The organism is Sphingopyxis sp. (assembly GCF_035565275.1).
In the GTDB taxonomy this organism is placed as follows: Bacteria; Pseudomonadota; Alphaproteobacteria; order Sphingomonadales; family Sphingomonadaceae; genus Sphingopyxis.
Window position 1 is genome coordinate 1 of record NZ_DATMST010000287.1, and the last position, 26,269, is coordinate 26,269.

Annotated in this window: 20 protein-coding genes; 6 read left to right on the forward strand and 14 right to left on the reverse strand. The window is 64.3% G+C overall.

The genetic code is table 11. From position 1 onward, the window contains the following. From VN047_RS18865 to VN047_RS18875, 3 genes are all read right to left on the reverse strand, one after another. Nucleotides 1-516: hypothetical protein (locus VN047_RS18865; protein ID WP_325545400.1), on the reverse strand; the 516-nt coding region annotated here is incomplete at its 3' end. Between the two features lies 1 nt (nucleotide 517). Beyond that, a complete protein-coding gene (locus VN047_RS18870) occupies nucleotides 518-2,746 on the reverse strand; it encodes a S9 family peptidase (protein WP_325545402.1) in 2,229 nt (742 codons plus the stop codon). A gap of 87 nt (nucleotides 2,747-2,833) precedes the next feature. Further along, a complete protein-coding gene (locus VN047_RS18875) occupies nucleotides 2,834-5,668 on the reverse strand; it encodes a TonB-dependent receptor domain-containing protein (protein WP_325545404.1) in 2,835 nt (944 codons plus the stop codon). Between the two features lie 461 nt (nucleotides 5,669-6,129). Between VN047_RS18875 and VN047_RS18880 the strand changes: the two genes are divergently transcribed. Further along, nucleotides 6,130-7,833, forward strand: coding sequence for a DUF885 family protein (locus tag VN047_RS18880; protein WP_325545406.1), 1,704 nt, complete (start codon nucleotides 6,130-6,132; stop codon nucleotides 7,831-7,833). 253 nt (nucleotides 7,834-8,086) lie between these two features. Here the strand turns inward: VN047_RS18880 and VN047_RS18885 are convergent, their stop codons facing one another. From VN047_RS18885 to VN047_RS18930, 10 genes are all read right to left on the reverse strand, one after another. After that, nucleotides 8,087-8,905, reverse strand: coding sequence for a TorF family putative porin (locus VN047_RS18885; protein ID WP_325545408.1), 819 nt, complete (start codon nucleotides 8,903-8,905; stop codon nucleotides 8,087-8,089). Nucleotides 8,906-9,052: 147 nt separating this feature from the next. After that, on the reverse strand, nucleotides 9,053-9,355 hold the full coding sequence (locus VN047_RS18890; protein WP_325545410.1) for a hypothetical protein: 303 nt from the start codon (nucleotides 9,353-9,355) through the stop codon (nucleotides 9,053-9,055). Between the two features lie 113 nt (nucleotides 9,356-9,468). Next, nucleotides 9,469-9,624 (reverse strand): hypothetical protein, encoded by a 156-nt coding sequence (locus tag VN047_RS18895; protein WP_325545412.1) that lies wholly within the window; start codon nucleotides 9,622-9,624, stop codon nucleotides 9,469-9,471. Between the two features lie 99 nt (nucleotides 9,625-9,723). Then, nucleotides 9,724-10,449, reverse strand: coding sequence for a response regulator transcription factor (locus VN047_RS18900; protein ID WP_325545414.1), 726 nt, complete (start codon nucleotides 10,447-10,449; stop codon nucleotides 9,724-9,726). 24 nt (nucleotides 10,450-10,473) lie between these two features. Then, entirely contained in the window at nucleotides 10,474-13,158 is a 2,685-nt protein-coding gene (locus tag VN047_RS18905; protein ID WP_325545416.1) for a sensor histidine kinase KdpD, read from the reverse strand. Continuing rightward, the gene (kdpC, locus tag VN047_RS18910; protein WP_325545418.1) at nucleotides 13,155-13,745 is read right to left on the reverse strand and encodes a potassium-transporting ATPase subunit KdpC; all 591 of its coding nucleotides are present in this window, start codon (nucleotides 13,743-13,745) and stop codon (nucleotides 13,155-13,157) included. Before kdpC ends, VN047_RS18905 begins: the two co-directional genes overlap by 4 nt. A gap of 11 nt (nucleotides 13,746-13,756) precedes the next feature. Then, nucleotides 13,757-15,793 carry a potassium-transporting ATPase subunit KdpB gene (kdpB, locus tag VN047_RS18915; RefSeq protein WP_325545420.1) on the reverse strand — a complete coding sequence of 679 codons (2,037 nt, stop codon included), beginning with the start codon at nucleotides 15,791-15,793 and terminating at the stop codon, nucleotides 13,757-13,759. A 10-nt stretch (nucleotides 15,794-15,803) separates the two neighbouring features. Next, nucleotides 15,804-17,507 carry a potassium-transporting ATPase subunit KdpA gene (gene kdpA, locus VN047_RS18920; protein WP_325545422.1) on the reverse strand — a complete coding sequence of 568 codons (1,704 nt, stop codon included), beginning with the start codon at nucleotides 17,505-17,507 and terminating at the stop codon, nucleotides 15,804-15,806. A gap of 10 nt (nucleotides 17,508-17,517) precedes the next feature. Continuing rightward, nucleotides 17,518-17,607, reverse strand: a complete 90-nt coding sequence (gene kdpF / locus VN047_RS18925) for a K(+)-transporting ATPase subunit F (RefSeq protein WP_325545424.1) — start codon at nucleotides 17,605-17,607, stop codon at nucleotides 17,518-17,520. Nucleotides 17,608-17,871: 264 nt separating this feature from the next. Continuing rightward, nucleotides 17,872-18,639, reverse strand: coding sequence for a helix-turn-helix transcriptional regulator (locus VN047_RS18930; protein ID WP_325545426.1), 768 nt, complete (start codon nucleotides 18,637-18,639; stop codon nucleotides 17,872-17,874). 93 nt (nucleotides 18,640-18,732) lie between these two features. Here VN047_RS18930 and VN047_RS18935 point away from each other — a divergent pair, with 93 nt between their 5' ends. From VN047_RS18935 to VN047_RS18945, 3 genes are all read left to right on the forward strand, one after another. Then, nucleotides 18,733-19,992, forward strand: a complete 1,260-nt coding sequence (locus tag VN047_RS18935; protein WP_325545428.1) for an MFS transporter — start codon at nucleotides 18,733-18,735, stop codon at nucleotides 19,990-19,992. Nucleotides 19,993-20,203: 211 nt separating this feature from the next. Next, nucleotides 20,204-20,857 (forward strand): carboxymuconolactone decarboxylase family protein, encoded by a 654-nt coding sequence (locus tag VN047_RS18940; RefSeq protein ID WP_325545430.1) that lies wholly within the window; start codon nucleotides 20,204-20,206, stop codon nucleotides 20,855-20,857. Next, on the forward strand, nucleotides 20,854-22,161 hold the full coding sequence (locus VN047_RS18945; RefSeq protein ID WP_325545432.1) for an MFS transporter: 1,308 nt from the start codon (nucleotides 20,854-20,856) through the stop codon (nucleotides 22,159-22,161). Before VN047_RS18940 ends, VN047_RS18945 begins: the two co-directional genes overlap by 4 nt. 6 nt (nucleotides 22,162-22,167) lie before the next feature. On the opposite strand, the gene VN047_RS18950 is transcribed toward VN047_RS18945, so the two are convergent. Beyond that, the gene (locus VN047_RS18950) at nucleotides 22,168-22,941 is read right to left on the reverse strand and encodes an SDR family NAD(P)-dependent oxidoreductase (RefSeq protein WP_325545434.1); all 774 of its coding nucleotides are present in this window, start codon (nucleotides 22,939-22,941) and stop codon (nucleotides 22,168-22,170) included. 154 nt (nucleotides 22,942-23,095) lie between these two features. Here VN047_RS18950 and VN047_RS18955 point away from each other — a divergent pair, with 154 nt between their 5' ends. Further along, nucleotides 23,096-25,366, forward strand: coding sequence for a TonB-dependent receptor (locus VN047_RS18955; RefSeq protein WP_325545436.1), 2,271 nt, complete (start codon nucleotides 23,096-23,098; stop codon nucleotides 25,364-25,366). Then, the gene (locus VN047_RS18960; protein WP_325545438.1) at nucleotides 25,366-26,208 is read left to right on the forward strand and encodes an SDR family oxidoreductase; all 843 of its coding nucleotides are present in this window, start codon (nucleotides 25,366-25,368) and stop codon (nucleotides 26,206-26,208) included. Before VN047_RS18955 ends, VN047_RS18960 begins: the two co-directional genes overlap by 1 nt. The last annotated feature ends 61 nt before the right edge of the window (nucleotides 26,209-26,269 follow it).

Here is a 26,269-nt window from a genome sequence, read left to right on the forward strand (position 1 = left end):
GCGCATGTCGGTGAGGTTGGTCTTGCCCGCCGCGAGGGTCGCGGGCGCATTGCCGAGCAGCCGGATCACATCGTCGATCCGCGCGCGCTCGAGCGGCGGCGGCGGCAGCAGCACCTCGAAAACGGGGTTCAGCGCCTGTGCGACGTAGAAATGCGGCTGCCGGCGCCATGCCGCGACATGGTCGAGTTCCCAGCGCACCCGCGACAGCGCCGACCCGACGAGGCGGTAGTCGACCGTCTCGCCGACCGTCCGCGGTTTGTCCGCCAGCGCTTTCCATTCCGCCTCGAACGCTGCGAGCCGCTTCTGCTGCACCGCGACCGCCGCAGGCGACCAGTCGGGCGTCCAGTTCTGCGGCCGGACGATGCGCGGAATATCGTCGCTCGTCGCCGGCTGGGTTGTCGCACGCCACGCCCAGAAATCGGCACCGAGCTGCTGCACCCCGGCCTGCGCCGCCGCATTCGACGCCGAAAGCAGGGCGGCACCGCCGACCATCAGGAACATCGCGCGCCGCAGCATCCTATTTCCGGTTCTTCACGTTGCGGTCGAAGAAATCGATCATCTTCTTGAAGGCGAAACGCGCCTGCGGAAGATTGTCGCTCGCCCACGCATGGTTGGCACCGGGCAACGTCACCAGTTCGAACATCTGCTCGCGCTGGACCATCTGCTCGGCGAGCGCGATCGTGTCCGAATAGAGCACGACCGGATCGCGCGTCCCGTGGATGATCATCAACGGGTCCCTGATCCCCTTCGCCTGATAGAGCGCCGACTGCGCCTCGTAGCGCGCGGGCATGTCGGCACCCTCGGGCGGACCCATGATCCACATCTGCGACGGATAGGCGTGCCAGACGTTCGTCGCCGGCGCGCCTGCGATCCCCGCGGCGTAGACGCCGGGTTTCTTCGACAGCGACATGATCGTCATCAGCCCGCCGTAGCTCGACCCCCAGAGGCCGACGCGCTTCGGATCGGCATAACCCTTTTCGACCAGATAGCGGACCCCGCTCTCGAGGTCGTTGATGTCGGTCTCGCCATAGCTGTGATATTGCGACTGGTTGTGGTCGCGGCCCTGCCCCCACGATCCGCGGATGTTGACGTTGAGAACGATATAGCCCTGCGCCACGAAATACTGGTCGAGCCCCCAGGTCGGGTGCGCGCGCCGCCCGCCCCACTGGTTGCGGACCGCGTCGGAATAAACCGACCCGACAATCACCGGATAGCGTTTGGCGGGATCATAATTCGCCGGCAGGCTGACCCGCGCGAGCAGGTTCGTCCCGTCGACATGGCTCGGAAACTCGAGATATTTGATGTTCGCCCAGGTCTGCTGATAAAATTCGGGCTGCGGCGATCTGGTCACCTGCCTTGCCCCGCCCGGCCTCGCCGTGTCGACGATATAGAGTTCGGGCGGCGTCGTGTCGTTGCTGTACCAATCGGCGATGTGCCGGAAATCGGGTGAATAGACGGGCTGGTGCGTGCCCGCCGCCGCGCCGCTGATCCGCTGCATCTTTCCGCCCGCGACCGGCACGCGATAGATTTGCCGGTCCGCGAGGCGCGACTCGTTCGCGGTGAAATAGAGTTGCCCCGCCTTGCGGTCGACCGCAAAGCCTTCGACTTCCCACTTGCCGTGCGTGATCTGGCGCGGCGTCTCGCCCGCGGCGCGCTGGTGATAAAGGTGCAACCAGCCGTCGCGGTCGGTCATGATGATCAGACCATCGTCGCCCGGCGCCCATGCGACCTTCCAGTCGGGACGCAGATGCCTGGGTTCGCGAAGCTGGTAAAAGGTCTCGCGCGCCCCGGTCGCCACGTCATAGACGTAGATCGTATGTTCCTTGGCCTCCATGTCGGAGCCGCTGACGAACAGGAGCTTGCCGTCGCCGGAAAGGCCGTAATCCCACACATGGTGCTTCGCGTCGGGGCGCTCGTAGAAGCGCGCTTCGCCCGACGCGAGCGTCACGACGCCGACGGTCGCCCTGGTCGTCTCGTCACCCGGAAACGCCCGGATGACACGGTTGTTCTGCAACTCGCCCTTGGCATTATAGAAGATATCACGCTCGGGCATCGCGCGGTCGTCGGACTGCTGGAAGGCGATCGCCTTGCCGTCCCCGGCCCACTGGAAATCGTCGATATAGACTTTGGGATCGGCATCGCCCGCGACACGGCGCGCGGCGTTGGCCGCCTTCGCCGCAACATCGCGCACCCACAGCACCCCGCCCAGCGTCACGCGATTGCGCGTGTCGACCGGATTGCCCGAGATGAACGCGAGACGGGTTCCGTCGGGCGAAACCGCGAGCTTGCGGATCGCCTGCTTGTCGGTCTCGACCTTGGCGATCGTACCGTTCGCCTCGCGAATATGGAGCTGGCCGCCGAGCGTGAACGCGATGCGCCCCTTGTCCAGCGCGACCGCCTGCGCAATTCCCTTCGCCTCCGCTTCGGGCTTGCTGTCCCGACCGAGCGTCGTCAGGCGGACCTTCTTGCCGGTCCTGACCGAATAGGACCAGATGTCGCGGAAGCTGTAGCCTTCGTCGTTCCACAGGAACAGCACGCTGCCGCCGTCGGCCGACCAGGCATATCCCTCGGGCGTCGTGCCGACCAGGCTCTTGTACCGATAGAGCTCGTCGATCGACAGCGTCGTTCCCGCCACGTTCGCGGTGCCCTGAACCGGCGCCTGCGATGCGGGCTGCGCCGCTGCCGTCGATGCCAGCGCGAGCGCGAGCGCCGCCCCGACCATTCCCGATAGACTCACTTTATTCATCGACCACTATTCCCGACTTCACACGACTTCGAACGCGACCGGCTGGGCCGCGACGACATCTTGCCGCCGCGGCCCACGCCTTTCCACTCAGAAGTTCGCCCGGAACCCGATCGTGAACCGGCGACCGATGGCGTCGTAGGTTTCACGTTCGTAGAGGTAGAAGGGCGGATCACGATCGAACAGATTGTCGACGTTCGCGAAGAAGCTGAAATTCTCCCTCACGTCGTAGTTCGCGCTGAGATCGAAATAATGGACGTCCCCGGTCTCGGGCACGGCGAGCAAGGGAGTCGCCGCGCCCGAAGCCTTTGCACCCGCAATGCGGCCATCCTTCGCGGAGCCGATGAAGCGGTGACGAAGCGAAAGCTGGAGCTTTTCCATTTCCCACGTCAGGCGCTGGGTAAAGCGCCATTTGGGGCTGGCGGTGCTGCAGCTGCCGCCGCCGATATAGCCGGCGCAGTTCACCGCGTTCACAATCGGGCTGCCCTGCGTGATGGCATCGATCAGGTAGGTACCGGCGATATAATAGTTCAGGCTGCCGGCCGAGCCGAGGCTGTGCCGGTAGTCGAGCCGGTAGTCGATGCCCGACGCTTCCATCTTCGCGATGTTCGCGTTGAGCAGCGGCACGTCGTAGAGCTGACCGTCCGGGGTCCGGTTCCGCAGCGGCTGGCAGAAGATGTTGCTCAGCGACATGTCGGCGTTGCACGCCGTGATGACCGACTGCAAACCCCCGCCGAACGAGCCGATCGCATCGTCGATCTTGATGTTGTAGTAATCGACCGTCAGCTGCAGGTTCGGGATGAATTCGGGGCGGATGACCGCACCGACCGACCAGGTGTCCGACGTTTCTTCCTGCAGGTTCGGATTGCCGCCCGTGATCGCGCGGATCTGCTGGTTTTCCTGCTGGAACACATCGATCACCGCCGCGGGGATACCGAGCGAATTGACGCAGAAATCGCGCTCCTGCTGCGTGCGATCGGCCCCTGCGTTACAGAAGTCGAGCGCCTGCGGCGCGGTGTTGGTCGCACCCGAATAGAGTTCGACGACGTTCGGCGCGCGCACCGCGCGCTGATACAGGCCGCGGAACTTCAGACCGCGGAACGGCGAATATTCGCCGCCCAGCTTGTACGACCAGACCGAGCCCGCGGTCGAATAATCCGAAAAGCGGAGACCGCCCTCGAACGCGAGCAGTTCGACGCCCGGCATGTCGGCGAGGATCGGCACGTAAAGCTCGCCATAGAGTTCGGAGACATCGAACGAACCCGCCGTCGGGCTGAGGCCCGCCGAGCGCGACAGCGCCTTGCCCTGGACATAGAGCTGGTCGGGATCGAACGACGAGCTTTCCTTGCGATATTCGGCACCGATAGAGATGCCGACGTCACCCGCGGGCAGCGTGAAGAGCGAGCCCGTCAGGCTGGCGCCGACCTGCTTCTGCCGGATCGTCGTGATGTTGGTCAGATCGGTGTAGATATAGTCGATCATTTCGGGCGTCAGCGAATTGAACCCGAACGGATTGAGCACGACGCACTTCGGATCGGCGACCGCGCACTTGTACGGGTCGTTGGGATCGGTCAGGAAGCCGTTGGCGAAATTGTCGATCAGCACGCCCCCGCCCTGCACGTCGGTGACCTTGGTCTGACCCTGGTTATAGAAGACTTCCCACTTCAACCGGTCGGTCAGATTGCCTTTCAGGCCGACGACGAAGCGATAGAAATCGCGTGTCTGGTCGCTGGTGCGCGAGCCGCCGTCGAGCAGACGCCGGTTGATGTTGACGGGCACCAGGCTGTTGCCGTCCGCATCCATGTTCGCGCTCAGGAAATCGCGCAGCGTCGGATCGAGATAGGGGTTGCGAATGTCGAGCTGGAAGCCCGGGATAAAGCCCGAGCTGCTCATCGGCACCGCGCCCAGCGTCGAGTTGATCTTGCTGTGGACGTACGACCCTTCCCAGAAGGCGGTGACGTCGTCGGTCACGTCATAATGACCGATCACCGATCCCTGCCAGCGCTGCATCGGCATCTGGATATTGGTGAAGGGACGGTCGTTGAAACCGTCGCTGGGCCGATAGGCGCGCCAGCCTTCGTCGGCGAAGAAGATGCCTGCGGTCCCGATGGTGTTGCCATAGGGATCGGTCAGCCCGACGAGCTGCGGGCTGAAGATCGTGCCCTGCGGGGTCACGCCGTTGCCCGCGGGCACCAGTACCGGCTTGCCGTCGACGATGGCGTCGGCGAAATATTCGACCGCATGGTCGCGCGCCGCGCCCTTGACCATCGCGCGGTCATAATAGCTGCCGTGGAACACCATGTTGCCGCGTCCGTCGGCAAAATTGCCGCCGACGGTCAGTTCCAGATTGTAACGCTCCGCATCGCCTTCGTCGCTGATGCCATAGGATCCGCCGATCTCCAGACCTTCGAAATCATCCTTGGTCACGAAGTTGACGACGCCCGCCATCGCGTCCGAACCATAGACGGCCGACGCGCCGCCGGTCACGACTTCGACGCGTGCGACGAGCGAGGGCGGAATCATGTTGAGATCGACGACGCCGTCCTGCGACGCACCGACGATCCGGCGTCCGTTCTGCAGCACCAGCGTGCGCACGGTGCCAAGGTTGCGAAGATTGACCGTTGCCGAACCATTGCCGGCGTTCGACTGCGCACCCGCCCCGGCCACCGCCTGCGGCAGCGCGTTGAGCAATTGCTCGGTTTCGACAGTCGCCGAATATTTGATCTCGTCCTGGCCGATCACGTTTACGGGGCTGTTCGATTCGACGTCGGGCCGCGGGATACGCGACCCGGTGACGACGATAGCGCCCCCTTCTTCGGCAACCGGCTCCTGTGCCATTGCCGACCCCATGACCGCCATCGACAGGAACAGTGCCGAACCGCCCCTCAATCCTGCCCGAACAGCTGTTACCCGCTTCATACCCATTCTCGTCACTCCCTGAACTGGAACGCCCGCCTGCGAAATTCACGGTCGTTGGCGTTCATCGCCAATCATTCCCGTGAACAGTTGCGTGATTTTGATCATATTGACGCTGCGCAGTCAATTCCGCGACGCAAAAAAATGTGAAAAGTGTCATTTTAGACGCGTCGTCGCCTTCGCCGTGGCGCGCCTCACTCGGCAAAACGGCATGAGATAATCTGTCTAACCTTCTATTATATAACTATAAATATTTCACCTTGCGCCAAACTCCCTGCCCTCGGCCGGAAGCGACGGATTTGGAGGTCGAGGCCGCCGTTCCGCTTCATCCTGCGGCGTGACAGACGCAACATGGCCACTTGACCAAGGGCTTCGGCTATAACATCATAACCAAAATCACGCGTTTTTAGTTTTAATAATCAAACGGCGGATCGCTGATTCGCCTATGGGCAACAGAGGAGACCTTATCGATGCGCAAGGCATTCGTCGTGGCGATTACCGCCCTGATCGTGAGCACCACCAGCCTTACCCCCCTTGCGGCAGCCGGCGCGGCGGAACAGGTCTCGACCGTGCAGGCGACGCCGCCGGACGGCAAGGGCAGCTATGACGAGCTGGTCACGCTGTTCACGGCCTTCAACGAATGGAAGACGCCGCGGGCGATCGATGGCGTCGTCGACTATAGCCCTGCCGCCGTCGAGAAGCGCCGCACCGAACTCCGCGCCTTTCAGGCCCGGCTGCCCGACTTCGCGGTCGCGCGCTGGGACCGGCACCGGCAGGTCGATTATCTGGCGGTCCGGGCGCAAATGGATCTCGCCGACTTCACGCTGAACGTCACCAAGCCCTGGGCACGCGACCCGGGCATGTATGTCGACGAACTGCAACGCCTTGCCTATACCGACCTTCCGCTGAAGGGCGATGCGCTTGCCGCCTTCCGGAAACGGCTGCGCACCATTCCCGCCTATCTGGCGCAGGCCCGCGTCAACCTCGATTCGGTCGCGGCCGATTACGCCGACCTCGCGATCCACAGCCTGTCGCACGGCGACGGCGTAGGCCATGGCATGCCCTACCGCCCCGTCGAACCCGAAGGCCTGGTCGGCTGGTTCGCCGACCTGCACGGTCGCGCTGCGAAACAGCAGCCCGCCCTGCTGCCGGATATCGAGGCGGCGCAACAGGCGATCGCCGGCTTCCGCGACTGGCTGGCCGGTGCGCGCCCGACGATGACGGCACCGGCGGGGGTCGGCAAGCCTGCCTATGACTGGTTCCTCACCAATGTCCGGCTGATGCCCTATGATTCCGACCAGATCGTCACGCTCGCCCAGCGCGAACTCGAACGGCACTGGGCCAATTATACGACCGAGCGGCACCGCAACCGCAACCTGCCCGAACTCGAACTGCCCCGATCGGCGGAGGAATATGAAGCACAGCTCGCGGGCACCGACGCCAAGATCCGCAAGTGGCTGAAGGATGAGGAGATCATAACGATCCCCGACTATATTCCGGGCACCTATCAGGAAGTCGGCTTCAACGCGCCATGGATCGTCCGCCCGAACGGGCCGATGTTCTGGGAACAGGTGCAGTTCCGCGACGCCTCGCCCGATCATCTCCACGCGACCTTCCCCGGCCACCGGTTCGACGGCATGACCGGCAAGCGCGTCGCCCACCCGATCCGCCGCCATATCAGCGACAGCGGCCGGACCGAGGGCTGGGGCTTCTACCTCGAGGAGAACGCGCTCCAGCTGGGGCTGTTCGACGATCGTCCGCGCACCCGCGAGCTCATCTATATCTTCGGTCTCTTCCGCGCCGCCCGGACGATCGGGGACGTCAGGATGCAGCGCAACGAGATGACCGTCGACCAGACCATGAATTTCTGGAAGGAGTGGACACCCTATCTGGACGACAATGTCGCCCGCGTCGACGCGGGCATCTACATCCGCCGTCCGCCGGGTTATGGCATGACCTATACGATCGGTGCGATGCAGCTTCAGAAGCTGCTCGTCGATCGCAAACGCCAGCTCGGCGACAAATTCTCGATCAAGGATTATCACGACTATCTGATGAACACCGGCCGCCTGCCGGTATCGCTGCTGCGCTACGACCTTACCGGCCAGGATGACGAAATCAGGAAGCTCTGGCGTCACGTGCCGCTGTCGGCCAGTCTTTCCGTGGCGAAGTAGCGAATGGCGCCGGGGAGGGCTGCGCATCCGGCAAATGACGGGGCACAGCGCCGACCGATGCCTTCGTCACAATCGGACGACCGTCATGTGCCGGTAACATCCCTCGCGTTTAGGAGCGGCGGCCGCAGCGCAGTCCCTTGCAAAGCTGGTCTCTCCCCTTCCTGCGAAGGAAACCTCCCTACTGCCCCGTCCTGTCCGGACGGGGCATTTTGGTGGGAGCCATCCGCAGCGAAGCACGGCCGGGGCTCGGTATTCAGAATGCAGCGGTCACTGACGCCACGACCGTGCCATCCGCGATCGAGCCCGTGCCATCGCCCCCCTTGCTGAAGCCGGGCTGAAGCCGGGCCGCTTCGGTGCGGCTTATGTCGGTGTCGATGTAGGACAGGCCCAGGGTGAGATTCCGCCAACTCGTATCCACGCCGAGTGACCAGTCCCAATAGCGGCCCGTCGGCGCAACGCTGGTGCCATTGGGCCCAAGGCCGGGATTGCCGTCCGAATAGCCGATATGCGCTTTTGCGGTGAACGGCGTTCCGGCGATCGCGACTGCGCCGTCGCCCCACAGGTAAAGATTGTCTTCGCTCTGCCCGCGGCTGTCAGGCGCATTCGACACATTGGCCAGCGCATATTGCTTCGGCGCATAAGCCGCGCCCGCAGTCAGCGTCGCCGAGCCGGCCGTGCCGGTCAACTTGACATAGGGCTCGGCAAAATCGGAATCGTCGGCGCCGCCTGGATACATGTACCACACCAGCCCGACATCGAGCGTCGCGTTACCGGCGATGGCGTGCCTGTATCCACCGATGAGGTCGAGTTCCATATTGGCGCCCCCGAACGTGCCCCAGCCGGCGAGATTGGAACCCCAGACGCCGGCGTAAAGCCCGCTTTCATGCGAGACGGTCATGCCGCCCTGGATCGCCATTTCCTTGTCGGATTGCGAAACGCCGCGGAAGCGGTAGTCCGACGCGATCGCGGCCGAGCCCGACAGCGTGATCGGCGGAGCCTCCTTACCCTGAGCGGAAACCGCAGCGGGCAAAAGCCCCGCCAGCAGGGCGGCGGCCGGGAAGATGCTTTTCATGATGTCCTCCTGAAATCGCTCCGCCGGACTGGCTGGAGCCAACAGGGGTGCCGATTAGGTCCGGGCCGCGTTGGAAATCGAGAGCGGCAAATGGAGGATCGCATAGTGTTTTCATTATGCGCCTGCGGGGCCCCACGCCGGTTCGCGTTACGGCCGTCGATCGAGGGGATCACGCGATTCAGGGCCGGAAATCGGCGAGCGCCGCCACCGTTCGGCAATCTCCACTGTCTCGCGAAGACCGGGACCGACGAACAGAAGGGCGCTGCCCGCGCTCGCGCAAAGAAACAGGATCGCCGACAGCACCATCATCGGCAAGGTCGCGTCGCGTGGCGAAATGGCCTGCGCCATATGATGAAGCCTGACCGCGAGCGACCAGCCGGTCGCGAGGAGCGCGATGCCCCCGGCCCGCAGACCGACGTTGGCAGCAAGGCCTTCATGCCATTTCTTCATCGAAACCTCCATCGGGAGGCTGCCCGATTACGCATGACCGCATAGGAAATCGAGATCGGGAAAGGGCGCCCGCCGTTGAGATTCCGTATGACAAGCCTGGCGCCAGACGCTGTCTAGCCTACGGCATCGACGACATAGGCGAACAAGGCCACGAGGCTGCACATATGGATGGTCAGGTTCAACGGCCCCTGTGCTCCCAGCCAGTCGACGACCCGGTCATATCGCGATTGCCGCTTGTCGAAAGACCGTTCCGGTTCGTTGCGCATCATGCCCCGTCATTAGGACGGACCGGCATTTGATCTCGAGAGCAAGCGACCGCAATCTCCATAGGATTTGCATAATATGGCCTGGCCGTCGGGAAACTCCGGTCAGCCCGGCGGGTCGGACACTTCAGCCAGAGTGTCGCTGCTCAGCCTCAGACGATAACCGATACCAAGCTCGTTGCAGATGATCCGCGGCTGCTGCGGATCGGTTTCTAGCTTCTGGCGCAGCGTGCGGACGAGAACGCGGAGATATTCGACATGATGCTGATGCTCGCGCGGCCACACCTCGGCCATGATCTGGTTGTGTGTGATCACGCGGCCGGGAAATTTCGCGAGTTGGGCCAGAACGCCATATTCCTTCGGCGTCAAATGCACCTCCCGCCCCGCCTTGGTCACCGTTCGCGCGACAAGGTCGATCGCCACATCCTCGACGGTCAGCGCGAGCATGCCGCCGTCGCGGGTCAGGCGATTGCGCAGCGCGACCCGCACCCGCGCCAGCAATTCGTCGGTATCGAAAGGCTTGGTCAGATAATCGTCGGCGCCAAGATCAAGCGCGGCGACCTTCTCGTCGGTCGCGTCGCGCGCCGAGACGACGATCAGCGTCGTGTCGGATTGTTGCTTGAAAAGCGGAACGAGCTCAAGGCCGTCCCGGTCGGGAAGTCCAAGGTCGAGCAAGGTGATGTCGGGCCGCTCGCTGCGCAACCGCTCGATCGCCTCACGCGCATTTTCCGCCTCGACGATCGCATATTCGGCGCGCGCGAGCGCGGCGTGGATAAGGCGCCGAATATGGAGTTCGTCATCCACTATCAGCACTTTGTGACGCACTTTCATGCCACTTCCTTACCGTCGATATCCTCATCCGGATGGGTGATGATCAGCGTATCGGGTATCCGGATGGGTGATGATCAGCGTATCGGGTATCCGGATGGTGAAGCGAGCCCCGTGCGGTTCGTCGTTGTTGCCCGCCTCGACGGCAAGGCCCATCGCCTCGGCAAAACCCTTGACTATCGCAAGGCCGAGGCCGGTGCCGTGCTTCGCGCGGTCGCTGCCTTCAAGCCGCGTGAACGTCTCGAACACGCGCTTCCCGTTCTCCGGCGCGATACCCGGTCCCTGGTCGATAACCGACAGCAAGATCGCGTCCGTGGTGCGGGCAGCCCTTATCGTGATCGGCGTGTCCGGATCGCCATAGCGGCCGGCATTGTCGAGCAGATTGATCAGGCAATGATGGAGCAGCACCGGATCGACACGAACAAGCGGAATGTTGGACGGAATGTCGACCTTTACCTCGTGTCCGGCAAGCGACGCGCGCGTGTCGTGCGCCGCGCTCGCGGCGGCATCGAACAGGTCGGTCGCCTCGACTTTCATCGGCAACGCGCCCGCTTCGACGCGCGCCATGTCGAGCAGATTCGAGACGAAGCGGTTGAGCCGCTTTGCTTCTGTCTCGATCGTTTCGGCCATTTCGGGCGATGGATGACGCCGCATTTCCTGCGCGGCCGAGAGGATCGTGGTGAGCGGCGTGCGAAGGTCGTGGCTGACCGAGGACAGCAGCGCCGAACGCAGCCGGTCACGTTCGTCGACCTGTCTCGCGCGAAGCGACGCTTCCTCGAGTTCCATCCGGTCGAGCGCGATCGAAGCCTGGTCGAGCAGGCTCATCAGCAGCGGCACCTGATCGGACCGGACCGGTTCGCGCGCGTCGCTGCGCGTCAGCCCGAGCACACCGAGCACCCCGCGCGTCGTCCGGAGCGGATGGAACAGCCAGTCCGACGCGGTCAGCGTCGAGGACCCCCGCCCCGCCGGCTGGTCGTTGTCCATCGCCCATTGCGCTGCGGCACGCTCGATCTGCTCGAGGCGGTCTTCGGGCGGGACCGCGGCACGGAGCATCGGTCCGTCGGCCGAAGGCAGGAGAAGCACGGTGCGGACATCGAGCAAACGACCAACCTCGGCGCAGATCGCGTGCATCAGCGTGTCCTGATCGGGCGCCGCCGTCAATTGCCGCGAAAAGCTGGCCAGCGCTGCATTCTGGCGCGCGCTAAACTGCGCAAGATCGGCCTGCGCGCGCACGCGTGCCGCGAACTGGCTCGTAACCACCGCGACGCCCAGCAACACCAGGATGCTGACGACATTTTCGGGATTGTTGACCGTCAGCGTCCCCGTCGGCGGCAGAAAGAAGAAATTATAGCCAAGGCTCGATGCGAGCCCGGCGAACAGGCCGGCGCGCAGGCCGAAGGTCGCCGCGGCGAACATGACCGGCACAAGATAGAGCAGCGAAATATTGCCGAGATCGATGACTTCGATGAGCAGGCGTCCAAGCACCGTCATCGCGACGACCATCGCCAGCGACCAGCCATAGTCGCTGGATTTGCCCCACCGCCCGGGAACGTTGATCGCACCTCGCTGCAACGCACGCGCGTCGGGCTCGCCGGGCAGGACATGGACCGCGACATCGTCGATCGTCCGCACCAGCTGGTCGACGACCGAGCCATGACGCATCTCGAACCACCACGGCCGCGCCGATTTGCCGATGACAATCTGTGTCGCGCGCGCGTCACGCGCAAAGACGCGTAACCCTTCGACGACGCTCGCCGCCGGAACGGTCGCAGTCGAGGCACCGAGCCGCGAAGCAAGTGCCAGCGTATCGGCGAGTTGCCGGCGGTCCTCGTCCGTCATGCCCTGGCTGCGCCGCGTCTCGATATAGACCGCAGTCCACGGCGCCTTGAGCGCATCGGCGAGCCGCTTGCCCGCGCGCACCAGCCCGGCGGCGACGGGTAATTCGCTGACCGCGACGACGATCCGTTCGCCAACCGCGAAACTGCCCGCGAGCGCATGGCTGCGGACGTGGTCGAGCATCTGTGCATCGACCGCCTGCGCCGCGCGGCGCAATGCGAGTTCGCGCAGCGCGGTCAGGTTCGACTTTGAAAAGAAATGGGTGAGCGCCCGCGTCGCTTCCTGCGGAATATAGACCTTACCCTCGCGCAGCCGCTCGATCAGTTCGTCAGGCGGAATATCGACGACCTCGATCTCGGCATTTTCGAGAACCGAGTCGGGAACGGTTTCGCGGACGCGGACGCGGGTAAAGGACGCGACGACATCGTTCAGACTTTCGACGTGCTGGATATTGATCGTCGAATAGACGTCGATTCCGGCATCGAGCAGTTCCTCGACATCCTGATAGCGCTTGGGGTGGCGACTGCCCGGCGCATTGCTGTGCGCGAGTTCGTCGACAAGGACGAGCTTGGGATGGCGTTCGAGGATAGCGTCGATATCCATTTCGCCGAGACTGTGCCCCTGATGGTCGACCTGGCGGCGCGGGACGATTTCATGGCCATCGACGAGCACTTCGGTCTCGCGCCGCCCGTGCGTCTCGACCACCCCCACCACGACATCGATCCCGGCTTCGCGCCGTTGCCGTCCGTCGGTGAGCATTTCCCACGTCTTGCCGACACCGGGCGCGGCGCCGAGAAAGACCTTGAGACGGCCGCGACCTTCCTGCGCCGCCTGACGCAGGAAGGTCTCTGGAGATGGACGGTCGGGCTCTGTCACGCGGCGGGTTTAGCCCCAAACGCATCCAGTCGTCGATTGAGCTTGAACACATTCACGCGCGGCTCGCCGAAAAGGCCGAGAAGCGGCTGTTCGACGCTCTGCTCGACAAGCCCGCGGACGGTCGCCGGGTCGAGCCTGCGCACGCGCGCAACCCGGCCGACCTGATAAAGTGCTGCCTCGGGGGTGATATCGGGATCGAGACCCGAGCCCGACGCTGTGACCAGATCGGCCGGGACAGTCTTGGCCGGCCCCGTCGCCCCGAGTTTCTCGACGTCGCCCTTCACCCGGTCGACGAGCGCCTGCGACGTCGGCCCGAGGTTCGAGCCCGACGAGGCGAGGCCGTCATACCCCTCGCCCGCTGCCGAAGGACGCGTGTTGAAATAGCGCTCCGACGTAAAAGCCTGCCCGACAATATTCGATCCGATGACCTTGCCATTCTCGCGCACCAGGCTGCCATTCGCCTGATCGGGGAAGAGCGCCTGCCCGATGCCCGTGAGCGCCAGGGGGTAGGCGAGCCCGAGAAGCAACGCGAAGAGCAGCGTCATGACGAGCGCCGGACGCAGCGAGCTGATGATATCCTTGTTCATTGTCATTTTCCTCAGACGAGACCCAGGCCGCCGACCGCAAGGTCGATCAGCTTGATGCCGACAAAAGGTGCCACAAGGCCGCCAAGCCCATAGATGGCGAGATTGCGTGCGAGCAGCGGTCCCGCGCCCATCGGCTTGTAGGTCACGCCCCTCAGCGCGAGCGGCACGAGCAGCGGGATGATCAGCGCGTTGAAGATGATCGCCGACAGGATCGCGCTCTCGGGACTGGTCAGTCCCATGATGTTGAGCACGCCCAATCCGGGATACAACGCGATGAACATCGCGGGGATGATCGCAAAATATTTGGCGACGTCATTGGCGACCGAGAAGGTCGTGAGCGCCCCGCGCGTCATGAGGAGCTGCTTGCCGAGACCGACGACCTCGATCAGCTTGGTCGGGTCGCTGTCGAGGTCGACCATATTGCCCGCCTCGCGCGCCGCCTGCGTGCCGGTGTTCATCGCCACGCCGACGTCGGCCTGCGCGAGCGCCGGCGCGTCGTTGGTGCCGTCGCCACACATCGCTACGAGGCGCCCGCCTGCCTGTTCCTTGCGGATCAGCGCGAGCTTGTCCTCGGGGGTGGCCTGCGCGAGGAAATCATCGACCCCCGCCTCGGCCGCGATCGCCGATGCGGTGAGCGGGTTGTCGCCGGTGATCATCACCGTGCGGATGCCCATCGCGCGCAGTTCGCCGAAACGCTCGCGGACCCCCGCCTTGACGATGTCCTTGAGGAAGATCGCGCCGAGCAGCTGGCCGTCCTTCGCGACCGCGAGCGGCGTGCCGCCGGCGCGGGCGATTTCGTCGGTAATGCGACGCAGTTCGGTCGCGGCGGCGGTTGCGCCCGCGCCGGGGTTGGCCTTCAGAACCGAGTCCACCGCGCCTTTCTGGATCACGCTGTCGCCCAGCTTGATGCCCGAGATGCGCGTCTGCGCGGTGAAGGGGATGATCTCGGCACCGGCGGGCAGGTTTGTCATCGTCTGCCCGAATTTTTCGCGCGCCAGTGCGACGATCGAGCGACCCTCCGGCGTTTCGTCGGCAAGACTGGCGAGCAACGCGGCCTCCGCCAGAATCGACATCGACTGGCCACCGACGGGACGGAATTCGGTCGCCTGCCGGTCGCCCACCGTGATCGTGCCGGTCTTGTCGAGAAGCAGCACATCGACATCGCCCGCGGCCTCGACCGCGCGTCCCGATTTGGCGAGCACGTTGAAGCGCACGAGCCGGTCCATACCTGCAATGCCGATCGCCGAGAGCAAAGCTGCGATCGTCGTCGGGATAAGCGTGATGAGCAGCGCCGCGAGGATCGCGACCGGAATCGAACCGCCCGCGTAGGAAGCAAAGCCCGGGATCGTGCCGACCGCGATCAGGAAGATGATCGTGAGACCGACGAGCAGCAGCGTCAGCGCAATCTCGTTCGGCGTTTTCTGCCGTTCGGCGCCTTCGACGAGCGCGATCATCCGGTCGAGGAAGCCCTGGCCCGGATTGACGGTTACCTGAACGCGGATTTCGTCGGAAATCACCCGCGTGCCCGCGGTAACCGCCGATCGGTCGCCCCCGGCCTCGCGGATCACCGGCGCGCTTTCCCCGGTGATCGCGGCTTCGTTGACCGATGCGACGCCCGCGACAACTTCGCCGTCCGAGGGAATAAGGTCGCCTGTCTCGACGAGCACGACGTCGCCGATCCGCAGCGCGCTGGCAGGAACGCTTTCATACGCATTCCCCTCGCCCTTCAGCTTCCTGGCGGTCAGTTCGGCCTTGGTGGCGCGCAGCGAGGCGGCCTGGGCCTTGCCGCGCCCTTCGGCCAGCGCTTCGGCGAAGGTGCCGAAGAGCACCGTCAGCCAAAGCCAGATGACGAGTTGCAGCTTGAAGCCGGTCGCGAGGCTGTCCTCGCCGACGACAAGCAACAGCGTCAGCAGGGTCGCCACGACGGCGGTCGTGAACATCACCGGGTTGCGGATCAGGTCTTTGGGATTGAGTTTGCGGAAGGCATCGCCGATCGCCGGAACGATCAGATCTGCCGTGAACAGGGACTTGGTTGGAGACCGGGCCATTTGGATATCCTTAAAAGAGCTGGCCGTTGATCGTCGCGAGATGATCGGCGATCGGACCGAGCGCGAGGCCGGGAAGGAAGGTCAGGCCGCCGACGATCAGCACGATGCCGATCAGGAGGCCGGTCCACAGCAGTCCGGTCGTGGGGAAGCTGCCCGCTGTTTCGGGCGTAAATTTCTTCGCCGCCAGACCGCCCGCGATCGCCAGCATGGGCACGATAATGAAGAAGCGGCCGATCCACATCGCGACGCCCAGCATGCCGTTGTAGAAAGGCGTGTTGGCGGTCAGACCCGCAAAGGCCGACCCGTTGTTCGCGACTGCGCTGGTGAAGGCGTAGAGAATCTCCGAGAAGCCGTGCGGCCCCCTGTTCAGCGGACCCGCGAGCCCGGCCTCGGTCACCGATGCGATCGCGGTCATGCCGAGGATCGTCAGCGGCAGCACCGCGATCGCAAGCACCGCCAGCTTGACCTCGCGCGCCTCGATCTTCTTCCCAACATATTCGGGCGTGCGCCCGACCATCAGCCCCGCGACGAACACCGCAAGGACGGCGAAGAGCAGGAAGCCGTAAATACCCGCGCCGACCCCGCCGATCACCACCTCGCCAAGCTGCATGTTGAATAGCGGGATCATGCCGCCCAGGGCGGTGAAACTGTCGTGCATCGCATTGACGCCGCCGCACGATGCCGCCGTCGTAACCACGGCAAACAGCGCCGACTGGGCGATGCCGAACCGGACTTCCTTGCCCTCCATATTGCCGCCGACGGTGCCGAGCTGGTGGAGGATCGGGTTGCCCGCGGCTTCCTGCCAATAGGTGATAGTTACCCCGGCAAGAAAGATCGTCACCATCGCGGCAAGGATCGCCCAGCCCTGGCGCTGGTTGCCCACAGCCTTGCCGAAGGTCCAGGTCAGCCCGAAGCCGATCGCGAAGATCGAGAGCATCTGGACCAGGTTGGTGAGCGCCGTCGGATTTTCGAACGGATGCGCCGAGTTTGCGTTGAAGAAGCCACCACCATTGGTGCCGAGCATCTTGATCGCTTCCTGTGAAGCGACGGGGCCAAGCGCGAGCGTCTGCTTTGCTCCCTCCAAAGTCGTGACGTCGACCGATCCGGCAAGCGTCTGCGGCACGCCGCTCGCGATATAGAAGGTCGCAATGACGATACAGAGCGGGAGCAGAAGATAGAGGGTGACGCGCGTCATATCGGCCCAGAAATTGCCGATCGTTTTCATCTCGCGCCGCGCGAAGCCGCGGAACAGGGCGAAGGCGAGCGCAATGCCGGTCGCCGCCGACAGAAAATTGTGAATCGTCAGCCCCAGCATCTGGCTGAGGTTCGACATCGTCGATTCGCCGCCATAGCTTTGCCAGTTGGTATTGGCGGTAAAGCTGATCGCCGTGTTGAAGGCGAGATGTCCGCTGGTGCCGTCGAACCCCAGCGGATTGAGCGGCAGCACGCCCTGCAGGCGCAGGATCGCATAGGTGAAGATCAGCAGGACCGTGTTGAAGATCAGCATGTGCACGGCATATCGGCGCCAGCCCTGTTCTTCATCCGGATCGATGCCGGCGAGCCGGTAGAAGCCCGCTTCGACCGGGCCGAGTATCCGGTGGAGCGGCGTGCGGCCGCCGTCGTAAATGGCAAAGAGCCAGCGGCCGACCGGTTTGGTGAGCAGCAGCAGGATGCCGGCGAATGCGATGATGAGAAGCCATCCCTGAAGGGTCATGGCGCGCCTCCTAAAAGCGTTCGGGCCGCGCGAGCACGGCGACGAGATAGACGAGAAGGCCGAGCGCGGTGATGGCCGCAAGCCAAAGGTCGGGAGTCATGGGCGCCATCCTCTCACGCGTCGTCGCAAAGGCGCGCATAGCCGAGGCTGGCGGCCAGGAGGGCGAGGATGATGCCGATCCAGAGAAGGTCCTGCATGCGATTGCTCCAGCAAGGCGCCCGCCACAAAAGGTGGCACGAGTCGTCTGCGGATCGTCAATTAGGAGAAGGGGGCGTTTGAATTCGAGAGACCGAAATTCTCACCCGCATAGTATTCTCATATGATTTTGCGGCTTCTCGCATCAAGCGCCTGAATGTCGTCCGCGTTATGGCAACCGGTAGCGGCTGGGCGGAACACCGAGCACGCGCTTGAACATCGTCGAGAAATTGCCGGGTCCGTCGTAACCGAGATCATAGGCGATCGAGGTGACGGGTTCCCCTGCCGCCAATTTGGGCAAGGCAGCCGACAGGCACGCCTGCTGGCGCCATTCGGCAAAGCTCATCCCCGTTTCGCGCCGGAACAGACGCGTGAAGCTGCGGCGGTTGATCGCGAGGGCATCCGCCCATTCGTCGATCGTCGCAGCCGCGCTCGGCCGCTCGAGGAAAGCGTGGCATCGCCTTGCGAGCGCCGGATGCGACGGGAACGGAACCGCCAGCGGGATCAGCGGCGCGCGGTCGATTTCGGCCATCAGCAGGTGCATCACCAGCCCGTCGCGGCCGGCGGTATCATATTCGGGCGGCACGTCGGCGGCGGCAGCGAGCAGATGGCGAAGCAGCGACGAGACGCCAACGACCTGACATTCGCTTCCGCGCCCCGGGCATTCACCGGGCTCGACGAGAACGCTGCGGGTCTGCACCGCGCCGACCATGCGAACCGAATGCGGTGTGCCCGCGGGAATCCACACTGCACGCTCGGGCGGCGCGACCCACGTGCCGGCCGGCGTCCTGACTGCCATCACCCCCATCGCGGCGTAAAGAAACTGGCTACGGCGATGGCGATGTTCGGCGAGTTCGAACGAATCGGGGTAATCGTGCCCGATCGCGATGAGCGGGCGCGCGACATGATCATTCTCGTCCGGATAGAAGTGCATCATGTCCCGTTCGCAGAAATGATTGGCTCATGCAACAAAGCGGGAAAGAAACGCCCTTGCTAAAGGCCCGGCTCCAAAAGCCTGAAAGAACCGATCGTGACCGATACCGCCAGCCTGCTCGCCCCTCCCCACCAGCCTGCCACGTCTCCCGTCACCCCGCCCGAACTTCCGCGCCGGGAGGCGCCGGTGTTCGTCGTGCAGATCGTCGGTGCCGTCGCTTTTGCCCACCTTCTGAACGATCTGATCCAGGCCGTGCTTCCGGCGATCTATCCGATGCTCAAGGACAAATACCGCCTGAGCTTCGGCGAGATCGGCATGATCACCCTCATCTACCAGTTCACCGCCTCGCTGCTCCAGCCGTGGATCGGCCTTTATACCGACAAGCGCCCCCTGCCCTATCTTCTGCCGCTGGGCATGGTCGCGACGCTTGTCGGGATCGGCGGGCTTGCGGTGGCGGGGAGCTATTCCGCCCTCCTTCTCGCATCCGCCGTCATCGGTGTCGGATCGGCGACCTTCCATCCCGAGGCGTCACGCGTCGCCCGGATGGCCTCGGGCGGCCGTTTCGGAACCGCGCAGTCGGCGTTTCAGGTCGGCGGGAACACCGGCTCCGCTCTCGGCCCCATCGCCGCATCGGCGATCATCCTGCCGTTCGGTCAGACCGCGGTCGGATGGCTCGCCTTTGCCGCCGTCGCGGCGATCTGGGTGCTCTTCGGCGTCACGCGGTGGCGCGTGCGGCAGGCCCGGACGCAGGTCGGCGCCTTGGCGGCCGCGCACGCATCGCCGCACAGCCGCCGCGAAATCACTCGCGCCCTGTCGGCGATCGGCGTCCTGATGTTCGCAAAGTTCATCTACATCGGCGCCTTCACCAACTATTTCACCTTCTATCTGATCGAACGCTTCGACCTGTCGGCGCGCGAGTCCCAATTCTATCTCTTCTGCTTTCTCGCCGCGGTGGCGGTCGGGACCTTTGCGGGAGGCCCGATAGGCGATCGCATCGGGCGGAAGGCCGTCATCTGGACATCCTTTCTCGGGGTGGCCCCGTTCGCGATGATTTTGCCCCACGCCGACCTGTTCTGGACGACACTCCTCGCCATCTCGATCGGGCTCATCATGTCGTCGGCCTTCGCCGCCCTCGTCGTCTACGCGCAGGAAATCGTACCCGGCCGTGTCGGCCTCGTGTCGGGGCTCATGTTCGGTTTGATGTTCGGCATCAGCGGGATCGGGGCCGCAGGGCTTGGCCAGCTGGCGGACCTTTACGGCATCGTCTGGGTGTACAAGTTCTGCGCCTTTTTGCCCCTGCTCGGGCTCGCTACGATCCTGCTGCCGCGCTCGGAGGAGCATCGGCGGATGGGCTGAACCGGTGCGCGCATTTTCGCTGCAAGGCCGCGTGGGGCAAAGATTGCACTATCAATATTGCATGCAATCTTTATAGGATACCGTTGATATAATCAGGGTAGGCGGGAAACCTGCACATTGTGCATGCATATTTGCATAAACTCGCACTTGTGTAATGTGACGGTGGAGGCTGTCCCGCCACCCTGATCCGGATGTATCGACGGGAGTCTGGATGATGCCTCGCCTTCGCCTCGTAAGCCGTGCCGAGACGCAGGACCCGTTGGTCCTCTTCATGTACGACCGCAAATTCGCCGGCCGCGATCCTGCGATTGATCCGGGGACCACGGCATCGGGGGCACCCGGCAATTTCGAGGCGGTTTTCGCGCATTCGCCCGATGTGCTCGAGCATGTGGTGCAGGGCTTTTACCTCAAGCAGACCGGGGCCCGGAAGCTGCCGCTCAAATATATGGAGCTCGCGATAACCCGGGTCGGCTGGAACTGTTCGTGCCGGTGGATGTATTCCGAACACACCAAGATCCTGCGCGGGCTCGGCTATTCCGAAGACGCGCTGGCAGCGATCCCGGCATGGCCGACCAGCGAATTGTTCGACGATGCCGAGCGCGCCGTACTCGCCTACGCGGACTGCATCGCGCTTGATCACGGCCGCACACCCGATGCCGTGTTCGCAAAGCTGGCGGGCCATTTCGACGAAGAGCAGTTGATCGAACTCACCTACATCACCTCGATGTTCATGATGAACGCCGGGATGATCCGGGCGCTGCGGCTCGAGCATGACGATTATGACGAACGCGTCGCCGAGATGGCTTCGCCGCCCGAATACCGGTTCGTCGAACGCGAACCCGCACCGCTGCCGAAACGGACATGACCTCGCGCCTCTATCCCTATTATGTCGTCGCCTGCCTGATGCTGGCAAGCGCGCTGTCCTTTCTCGACCGGTTGGTGCTGGCGCTGCTGATCGATCCGATCCGCGCCGATCTTGCGCTCTCGGACAGCGAGGTCAGCCTGCTCGTCGGTGCGGCCTTCGCGACCTGCTATGTCGGCTTCGCCTTCGTCTTCGGACGCTGGGTCGATCTGCACGGTCGGCGCAACGCGGTTGTCGTCGGGATCACGCTGTGGAGCCTCGCCACCGCGGCGTGCGGCCTCGCGAACAGTTTCGGCAAGATGTTCGCAGCCCGCGCCGCCGTCGGCGTCGGAGAGGCCAGCCTCAATCCCGCCGCCTATTCGATGATCGCCGATTATTTCCCGACCGAAAGACGCGGGGTCGCGATGGCCATCTACGCCTGTGGTGCGTCGATGGGGGGCGGGCTCGCGATCCTGCTCGGGGGACTGGTCGTGCAATGGGCGATGGACACCCGGCCGTGCCTGCCGCTCATGTGCGGGGCCGAACCCTGGCAGATCGTGTTCGTCGTCATCGGCCTGCCGGGCGTGCTCGTCGCGCTTCTGTTCGCGCTTACCGTGCGCGAGCCGCCGCGGCGCTATGCCCCGAGCGAAGCCGAACATCCCCCGACCTATGGCGAAATCTGGCAGCACCTGCGCCGCAACGCGCGCGTCTTTCTGCCGATGTTCACCGGCTACGCCTTTCTGGCGGTCAGCGGCTACGCCTTCAGCGTCTGGGGGCCCGCCTATTTCATGCGCCTGCACGGGCTGAGCCCGGCTGCTGTCGGCCTGTTGTTCGGTATCGGCTATGGCGGCTTCGGCACGCTCGGGGTGTTGCTGGGCGGGATGATCTGCGACCGGCTGCACCGGATCGACGCGCCGGTCGTCGTGACGATCGGCGCGATCATATTGCAGGCGCCGCTTTTCATCGCCGCCTATCTTCTCGGCTCGACGATGCTGGCGATCATATCGTTCGTCGGCGGCATGTTCGCCGCCAGCATGGTCGCCGGCATGCAGGCGGCAATGGTGCAAAGCCTGTCGCCCAGCCGGATGCGCGGAATGATGGCCGCGCTCTACGGCACCGTGGTCACGATCGCGGGACTGGGAATAGCGCCGACGGTCACCGCGCTCCTCTCCGATCATCTGTTCGACGGGCCGATGGGAATCGGCAAGGCGCTCGCGGTCACCACGGCGGGGGCACTGGCGCTGGCGATGATATTGATCGTCGCCGGGCGGGCGGGAGCCGCCGCACTGGCGACGCGGTTACAGGGCGCGCAGCCCGATGGCGCCTGAGCCACCTCAGCTCATCAAGAGGCCGCCATCGACCGGCAGGACGATGCCGGTGACATAGCTCGCCTCGTCGCTGGCGAGATAGGCTGCGGCGTGCGCGATATCTTCGGGCTGTCCCGCCCGCCCCAGCGGCACGAGCCGGGCCGCGGTCGCTACAGGATCGGTGGCCGCGGCGTTCACGCCCTCCATCCGGCCGAAGATCGGCGTCGCGATCACGCCCGGGGCGATCGCATTCACCCGGACCCCGTCACCCGCGGCAGCGCTTGCCCGCGCCGCCGATCGCATCAGCGCGACGACCCCTGCCTTGCTGGCGGCGTAAGGAGCGAACACCGCCGAACCGCGCAGACCGGTGACCGATGCGATCAGCGTGATCGATCCGCCGCCTCCTTCGCGCAGCAACGGCAGCATGTGTTTGACCGCCAGAAAGCTGCCATCCAGATTCACAGCCTGCTGACGCCGCCAGCTTTCGAGAGACAGGGTCGTCAGGTCACCGCCCACGCCGATGCCCGCCGAATGGATGATCGCATCGAGGCCGCCAAATTCGCGCCGCGCCCATGCGGCCCCTGCTGCCCAGTCAGGCTCTTCGGCCACGTCCAGTCGCATCGAGGCAGCCATGCCCGCCTCGCCGGCCACAACGGACAGCGCCGCGTCGTCGATATCGCAGCCGAGCACATGAGCTCCGTGCTCCGCCATGACCCGGGCACAGGCCAGACCGATGCCGCTCGCGGCGCCGGTGATCAGGACGCGCTTGGCTGCCAGCCGCATAACCCCCTTCGATTGCATCCTATTATCCTCTTATAAAATGCACCTCTTTCTTATCTCGATTAAAAATAGCCCATATTTTAGCAAAGCTGAAGATTCCTTTTTGTAATTTGCATGCAATCAAGTAAGGTTCGGATACAAAATGGGCAAAGCCCGATTGCAGGGAGAGGGATCGATGATTTTCAGGAACGCTTTGAAACTGACCGGCGCTGCGAGCGTGATCGCGCTGTCGACATTTGGCGCGGCGCCCGCGCTCGCCCAGAATGCCGCGGCCGGCGATCCGGGCGCGACGGGCCTCAATGACATCGTCGTCACCGCGCAGAAACGCGAGCAGAAGCTTCAGGACGTGCCGGTATCGATCGTCGCGATCGGCGGCCAGCAGATCGAGGAGATGAAGATCACCGACCTGCGCTCGATCCAAGGCTATGTCCCGAATCTTTCGGTGCTCAATTCGGGCGTGAATCCGGTGGTGTTCATCCGCGGCTTCGGGTCGGGGCCCAACAATGTCGCCTTCGATCAGGAAGTGTCGGTCTATCTGGACGGCATCTATGGCGGACGCGGCGCGCAATTCAGCGCGCCCTTCTTCGATCTCGAGCGCATGGAAGTGCTGCGCGGTCCGCAAGGCGCGCTCTTCGGACGCAACACGGCCGCCGGCGCGATCAGCCTGGTCTCCGCCAAGCCCGGCAACAGCTTCGAGGGCTATGTCAGCGCGGGTTACGACTTCGAGCGCGATGGCTACGAGGTTTCGGGCGTGGCGAGCGGTCCGCTCTCCGACACGCTCGGGGTGCGCCTCGCGGGCAAGATCGTCCGGCAGGACGGCTATATCCGCAACCTCTTCAACGGCAAGGACGATCCCCAGCTCCGCGACGAACTCGCGCGCCTGACGGTCGCGTGGAAGCCCGTCGACGGCGTCGATATTACCGGCAAGATCGAATATGGCCGCCACCTGCTGCTCGGCGGTGTCACGGTGACGGGTTCGCTGACCGAGAAAACCGATTTCGACAAGGTCGGCGACGTCCATTATGTGTCGTCCAACTATGCAGGATCGGGCGTTCCCGAGCAAAGCGGCATCAAATCGTGGAACGGCGTGCTGACTGCCAACTTCGAGGTGGGCGACCATACGATCACCGCGATCGGCGGCTTTTCCAAATTCGATACGCGGCGTTTCACCGCCTATGACGAACGGAGCCCCGACGGCACCGTCCCCGCGGGCAATGCGAACGCGCGGTTCGGCAACGGTTTCCCGGAAAATTTCGAACAATGGTCGGGCGAGCTCCGCCTGACCTCGCCGACCGGCGGGCTGCTGGAATATGTCCTCGGCGTCTATTACGACCACTCGGACTATCACCTGCATCAGGACAGCTATTACCGCGAGATCGGGGGCACGATCACCGGGCATCAGACGACCGACTTCGACCAGCGCGGGGACTCCTATTCGGTCTACGGTCAGGGAACCCTCAACTTCACGCCCGACCTGCGGCTGATCGCGGGCCTGCGCTATTCGCATACCAGCAAGGACGGCTTCTTCACCTCGGGCACCGTGTCGGGGACGCCGCTCAACGTCATCGGACCCGACCGCAGCGGCAGCCTGAGCGAGAGTTATCTCGACCCCTCCGCAACCTTTCAGGCCGATCTGACGCCCGACGTCATGTTCTATGCGAGTTTTGGCCGCGGCTCCAAATCGGGCGGGTTCGTGTCGAACACCTACAATGTCGCCGCCGAGGGATTCCAGTTCAAGCCCGAGCGATCGACCAATTATGAAGCGGGGATCAAGTCGACCTTTGCCGACGGCAAGGCGACGCTCAACGTCACGGTGTTCCGTACCGAATTCGATAATCTGCAGCAGTCCGCCTACGATCCCGATCGCCGCACCTTCCTCACCCGCAACGCCGCAAAGGCGCGTTCGCAGGGCGTCGAGATGGAGATGCAGCTCGCCCCGTCGCGCAGCCTTCAGTTCAATGCGTCGGTCGCCTATCTCGATGCGAAGTTCGTCGACTATCCCGGCGCCCCCTGCCTCGCCTACGAGACGCTCGCGCAGTGCAACTCGGCGGACCCGGCTAGCATCGCCGCGCACAATATCGCCGGGCTTCCGCTGCAGTTCGCGCCCGACTGGAGCGGGAATATCGGGGTCAGGCATCGGCTGGACATCGGCGACTTCAACCTCGTGTCGAACCTCAACGCGACCTTCCGGTCGGACTATTTCATCGCCGACGGCTACAGCCCGATCTGGGGCGAGCAGGATGGCTGGGCAAAGCTCGACGGCCGCATCCAGTTCGGGCCGAAAAGCGAGCGGTGGGATATCGCGCTGATCGGCCGCAACCTGACCAACAAGAAGACGCGCGGCGCCGCGATCCGCCTTCCCGCTTCGATTACCGGCGTCACCCGCTCGCTCAACTGGATGGACGAGTATCGCTCGCTGGTCCTCCAGGGAACGGTGCGATTCTGATGCGCCGGTTCGAAGGACAGGTCGCGATCGTCACGGGGGCGGGGCGCGCCGGCGGGATAGGGGCAGCCATTGCCCGCCGGCTCGCTTCGGAGGGAGCGCGGGTCGCGGTCGTCGACCTCTGCCGTCAGCGGCCCGAAGTGCCGCGCGAGCAATTCGGCGAATGGGAAAGCCTGTGCGCGGTCGCGCAGGCGCTGGAAGAGGTTGGCGAACCCGGCCTTGCACTGCGCGCCGACCTGACCGACGAAGCCGACGTCGCCGCGATGGTCGATGCGGTCGGCAAGGCGTTCGGGCGGATCGACGTTCTCTGCAGCAATGCGGGCGGCGGCACCGGTGCGGGGCCGGTGGACCAGACCCCGGTCGCGGATCTCTCGCTCGACGACTGGCGATACACCTATGCCGTCAGCCTCGATTCGGCCTTTCTGTGTGCGAAGCATGCCGTCCCGCATCTGACGCGCCAGCGCGGGGCGATCGTGAACACCACGTCGATTTCGGCCTATCACGGCGTGCCCGGAATCTCGGCCTATGCGGGAGCGAAATATGCGCTGACCGCGCTGACGCGCACGCTGTCGGTCGAGCTCGCGCCGCAGGGCGTGCGCGTCAACGCGTTCGCACCCGGCATGACCCTCACCCCCTATGTCCGCCAGCGCTATGAAAGCGTCGCGGCGCAAAATCCGGGCACATCGCCCGAGGAGCAGATGAACAGGGTCGTGGCCGCCCGCATCCCCTTGGGCCGTCCCGCGCAACCGGAAGAAATGGCGTCGGTTGCCGCCTTTCTGGCGAGCAGTGATGCCAGCTACATGACGGGGCAGACGCTGTTCGTCGACGGCGGCATGCGCGTGTAGCAGGTAGCGACGGTTGGAGGGAAAGCGCGCCGGAGCGGCGCGTGGCTCGCAAAGGATGAAA

Excerpts from the sequence above, each read along its gene's own strand:
- VN047_RS18870 (WP_325545402.1), bottom strand. The coding sequence starts at position 2,746 with ATGAATAAAGTGAGTCTATCGGGAATGGTCGGGGCGGCGCTCGCGCTC.
- VN047_RS18875 (WP_325545404.1), bottom strand. The coding sequence starts at position 5,668 with ATGGGTATGAAGCGGGTAACAGCTGTTCGGGCAGGATTGAGGGGCGGT.
- VN047_RS18880 (WP_325545406.1), top strand. The coding sequence starts at position 6,130 with ATGCGCAAGGCATTCGTCGTGGCGATTACCGCCCTGATCGTGAGCACC.
- VN047_RS18885 (WP_325545408.1), bottom strand. The coding sequence starts at position 8,905 with ATGAAAAGCATCTTCCCGGCCGCCGCCCTGCTGGCGGGGCTTTTGCCC.
- VN047_RS18890 (WP_325545410.1), bottom strand. The coding sequence starts at position 9,355 with ATGAAGAAATGGCATGAAGGCCTTGCTGCCAACGTCGGTCTGCGGGCC.
- VN047_RS18895 (WP_325545412.1), bottom strand. The coding sequence starts at position 9,624 with ATGATGCGCAACGAACCGGAACGGTCTTTCGACAAGCGGCAATCGCGA.
- VN047_RS18900 (WP_325545414.1), bottom strand. The coding sequence starts at position 10,449 with ATGAAAGTGCGTCACAAAGTGCTGATAGTGGATGACGAACTCCATATT.
- kdpC (WP_325545418.1), bottom strand. The coding sequence starts at position 13,745 with ATGAACAAGGATATCATCAGCTCGCTGCGTCCGGCGCTCGTCATGACG.
- kdpB (WP_325545420.1), bottom strand. The coding sequence starts at position 15,793 with ATGGCCCGGTCTCCAACCAAGTCCCTGTTCACGGCAGATCTGATCGTT.
- kdpA (WP_325545422.1), bottom strand. The coding sequence starts at position 17,507 with ATGACCCTTCAGGGATGGCTTCTCATCATCGCATTCGCCGGCATCCTG.
- kdpF (WP_325545424.1), bottom strand. The coding sequence starts at position 17,607 with ATGACTCCCGACCTTTGGCTTGCGGCCATCACCGCGCTCGGCCTTCTC.
- VN047_RS18930 (WP_325545426.1), bottom strand. The coding sequence starts at position 18,639 with ATGATGCACTTCTATCCGGACGAGAATGATCATGTCGCGCGCCCGCTC.
- VN047_RS18940 (WP_325545430.1), top strand. The coding sequence starts at position 20,204 with ATGATGCCTCGCCTTCGCCTCGTAAGCCGTGCCGAGACGCAGGACCCG.
- VN047_RS18945 (WP_325545432.1), top strand. The coding sequence starts at position 20,854 with ATGACCTCGCGCCTCTATCCCTATTATGTCGTCGCCTGCCTGATGCTG.
- VN047_RS18950 (WP_325545434.1), bottom strand. The coding sequence starts at position 22,941 with ATGCAATCGAAGGGGGTTATGCGGCTGGCAGCCAAGCGCGTCCTGATC.
- VN047_RS18955 (WP_325545436.1), top strand. The coding sequence starts at position 23,096 with ATGATTTTCAGGAACGCTTTGAAACTGACCGGCGCTGCGAGCGTGATC.
- VN047_RS18960 (WP_325545438.1), top strand. The coding sequence starts at position 25,366 with ATGCGCCGGTTCGAAGGACAGGTCGCGATCGTCACGGGGGCGGGGCGC.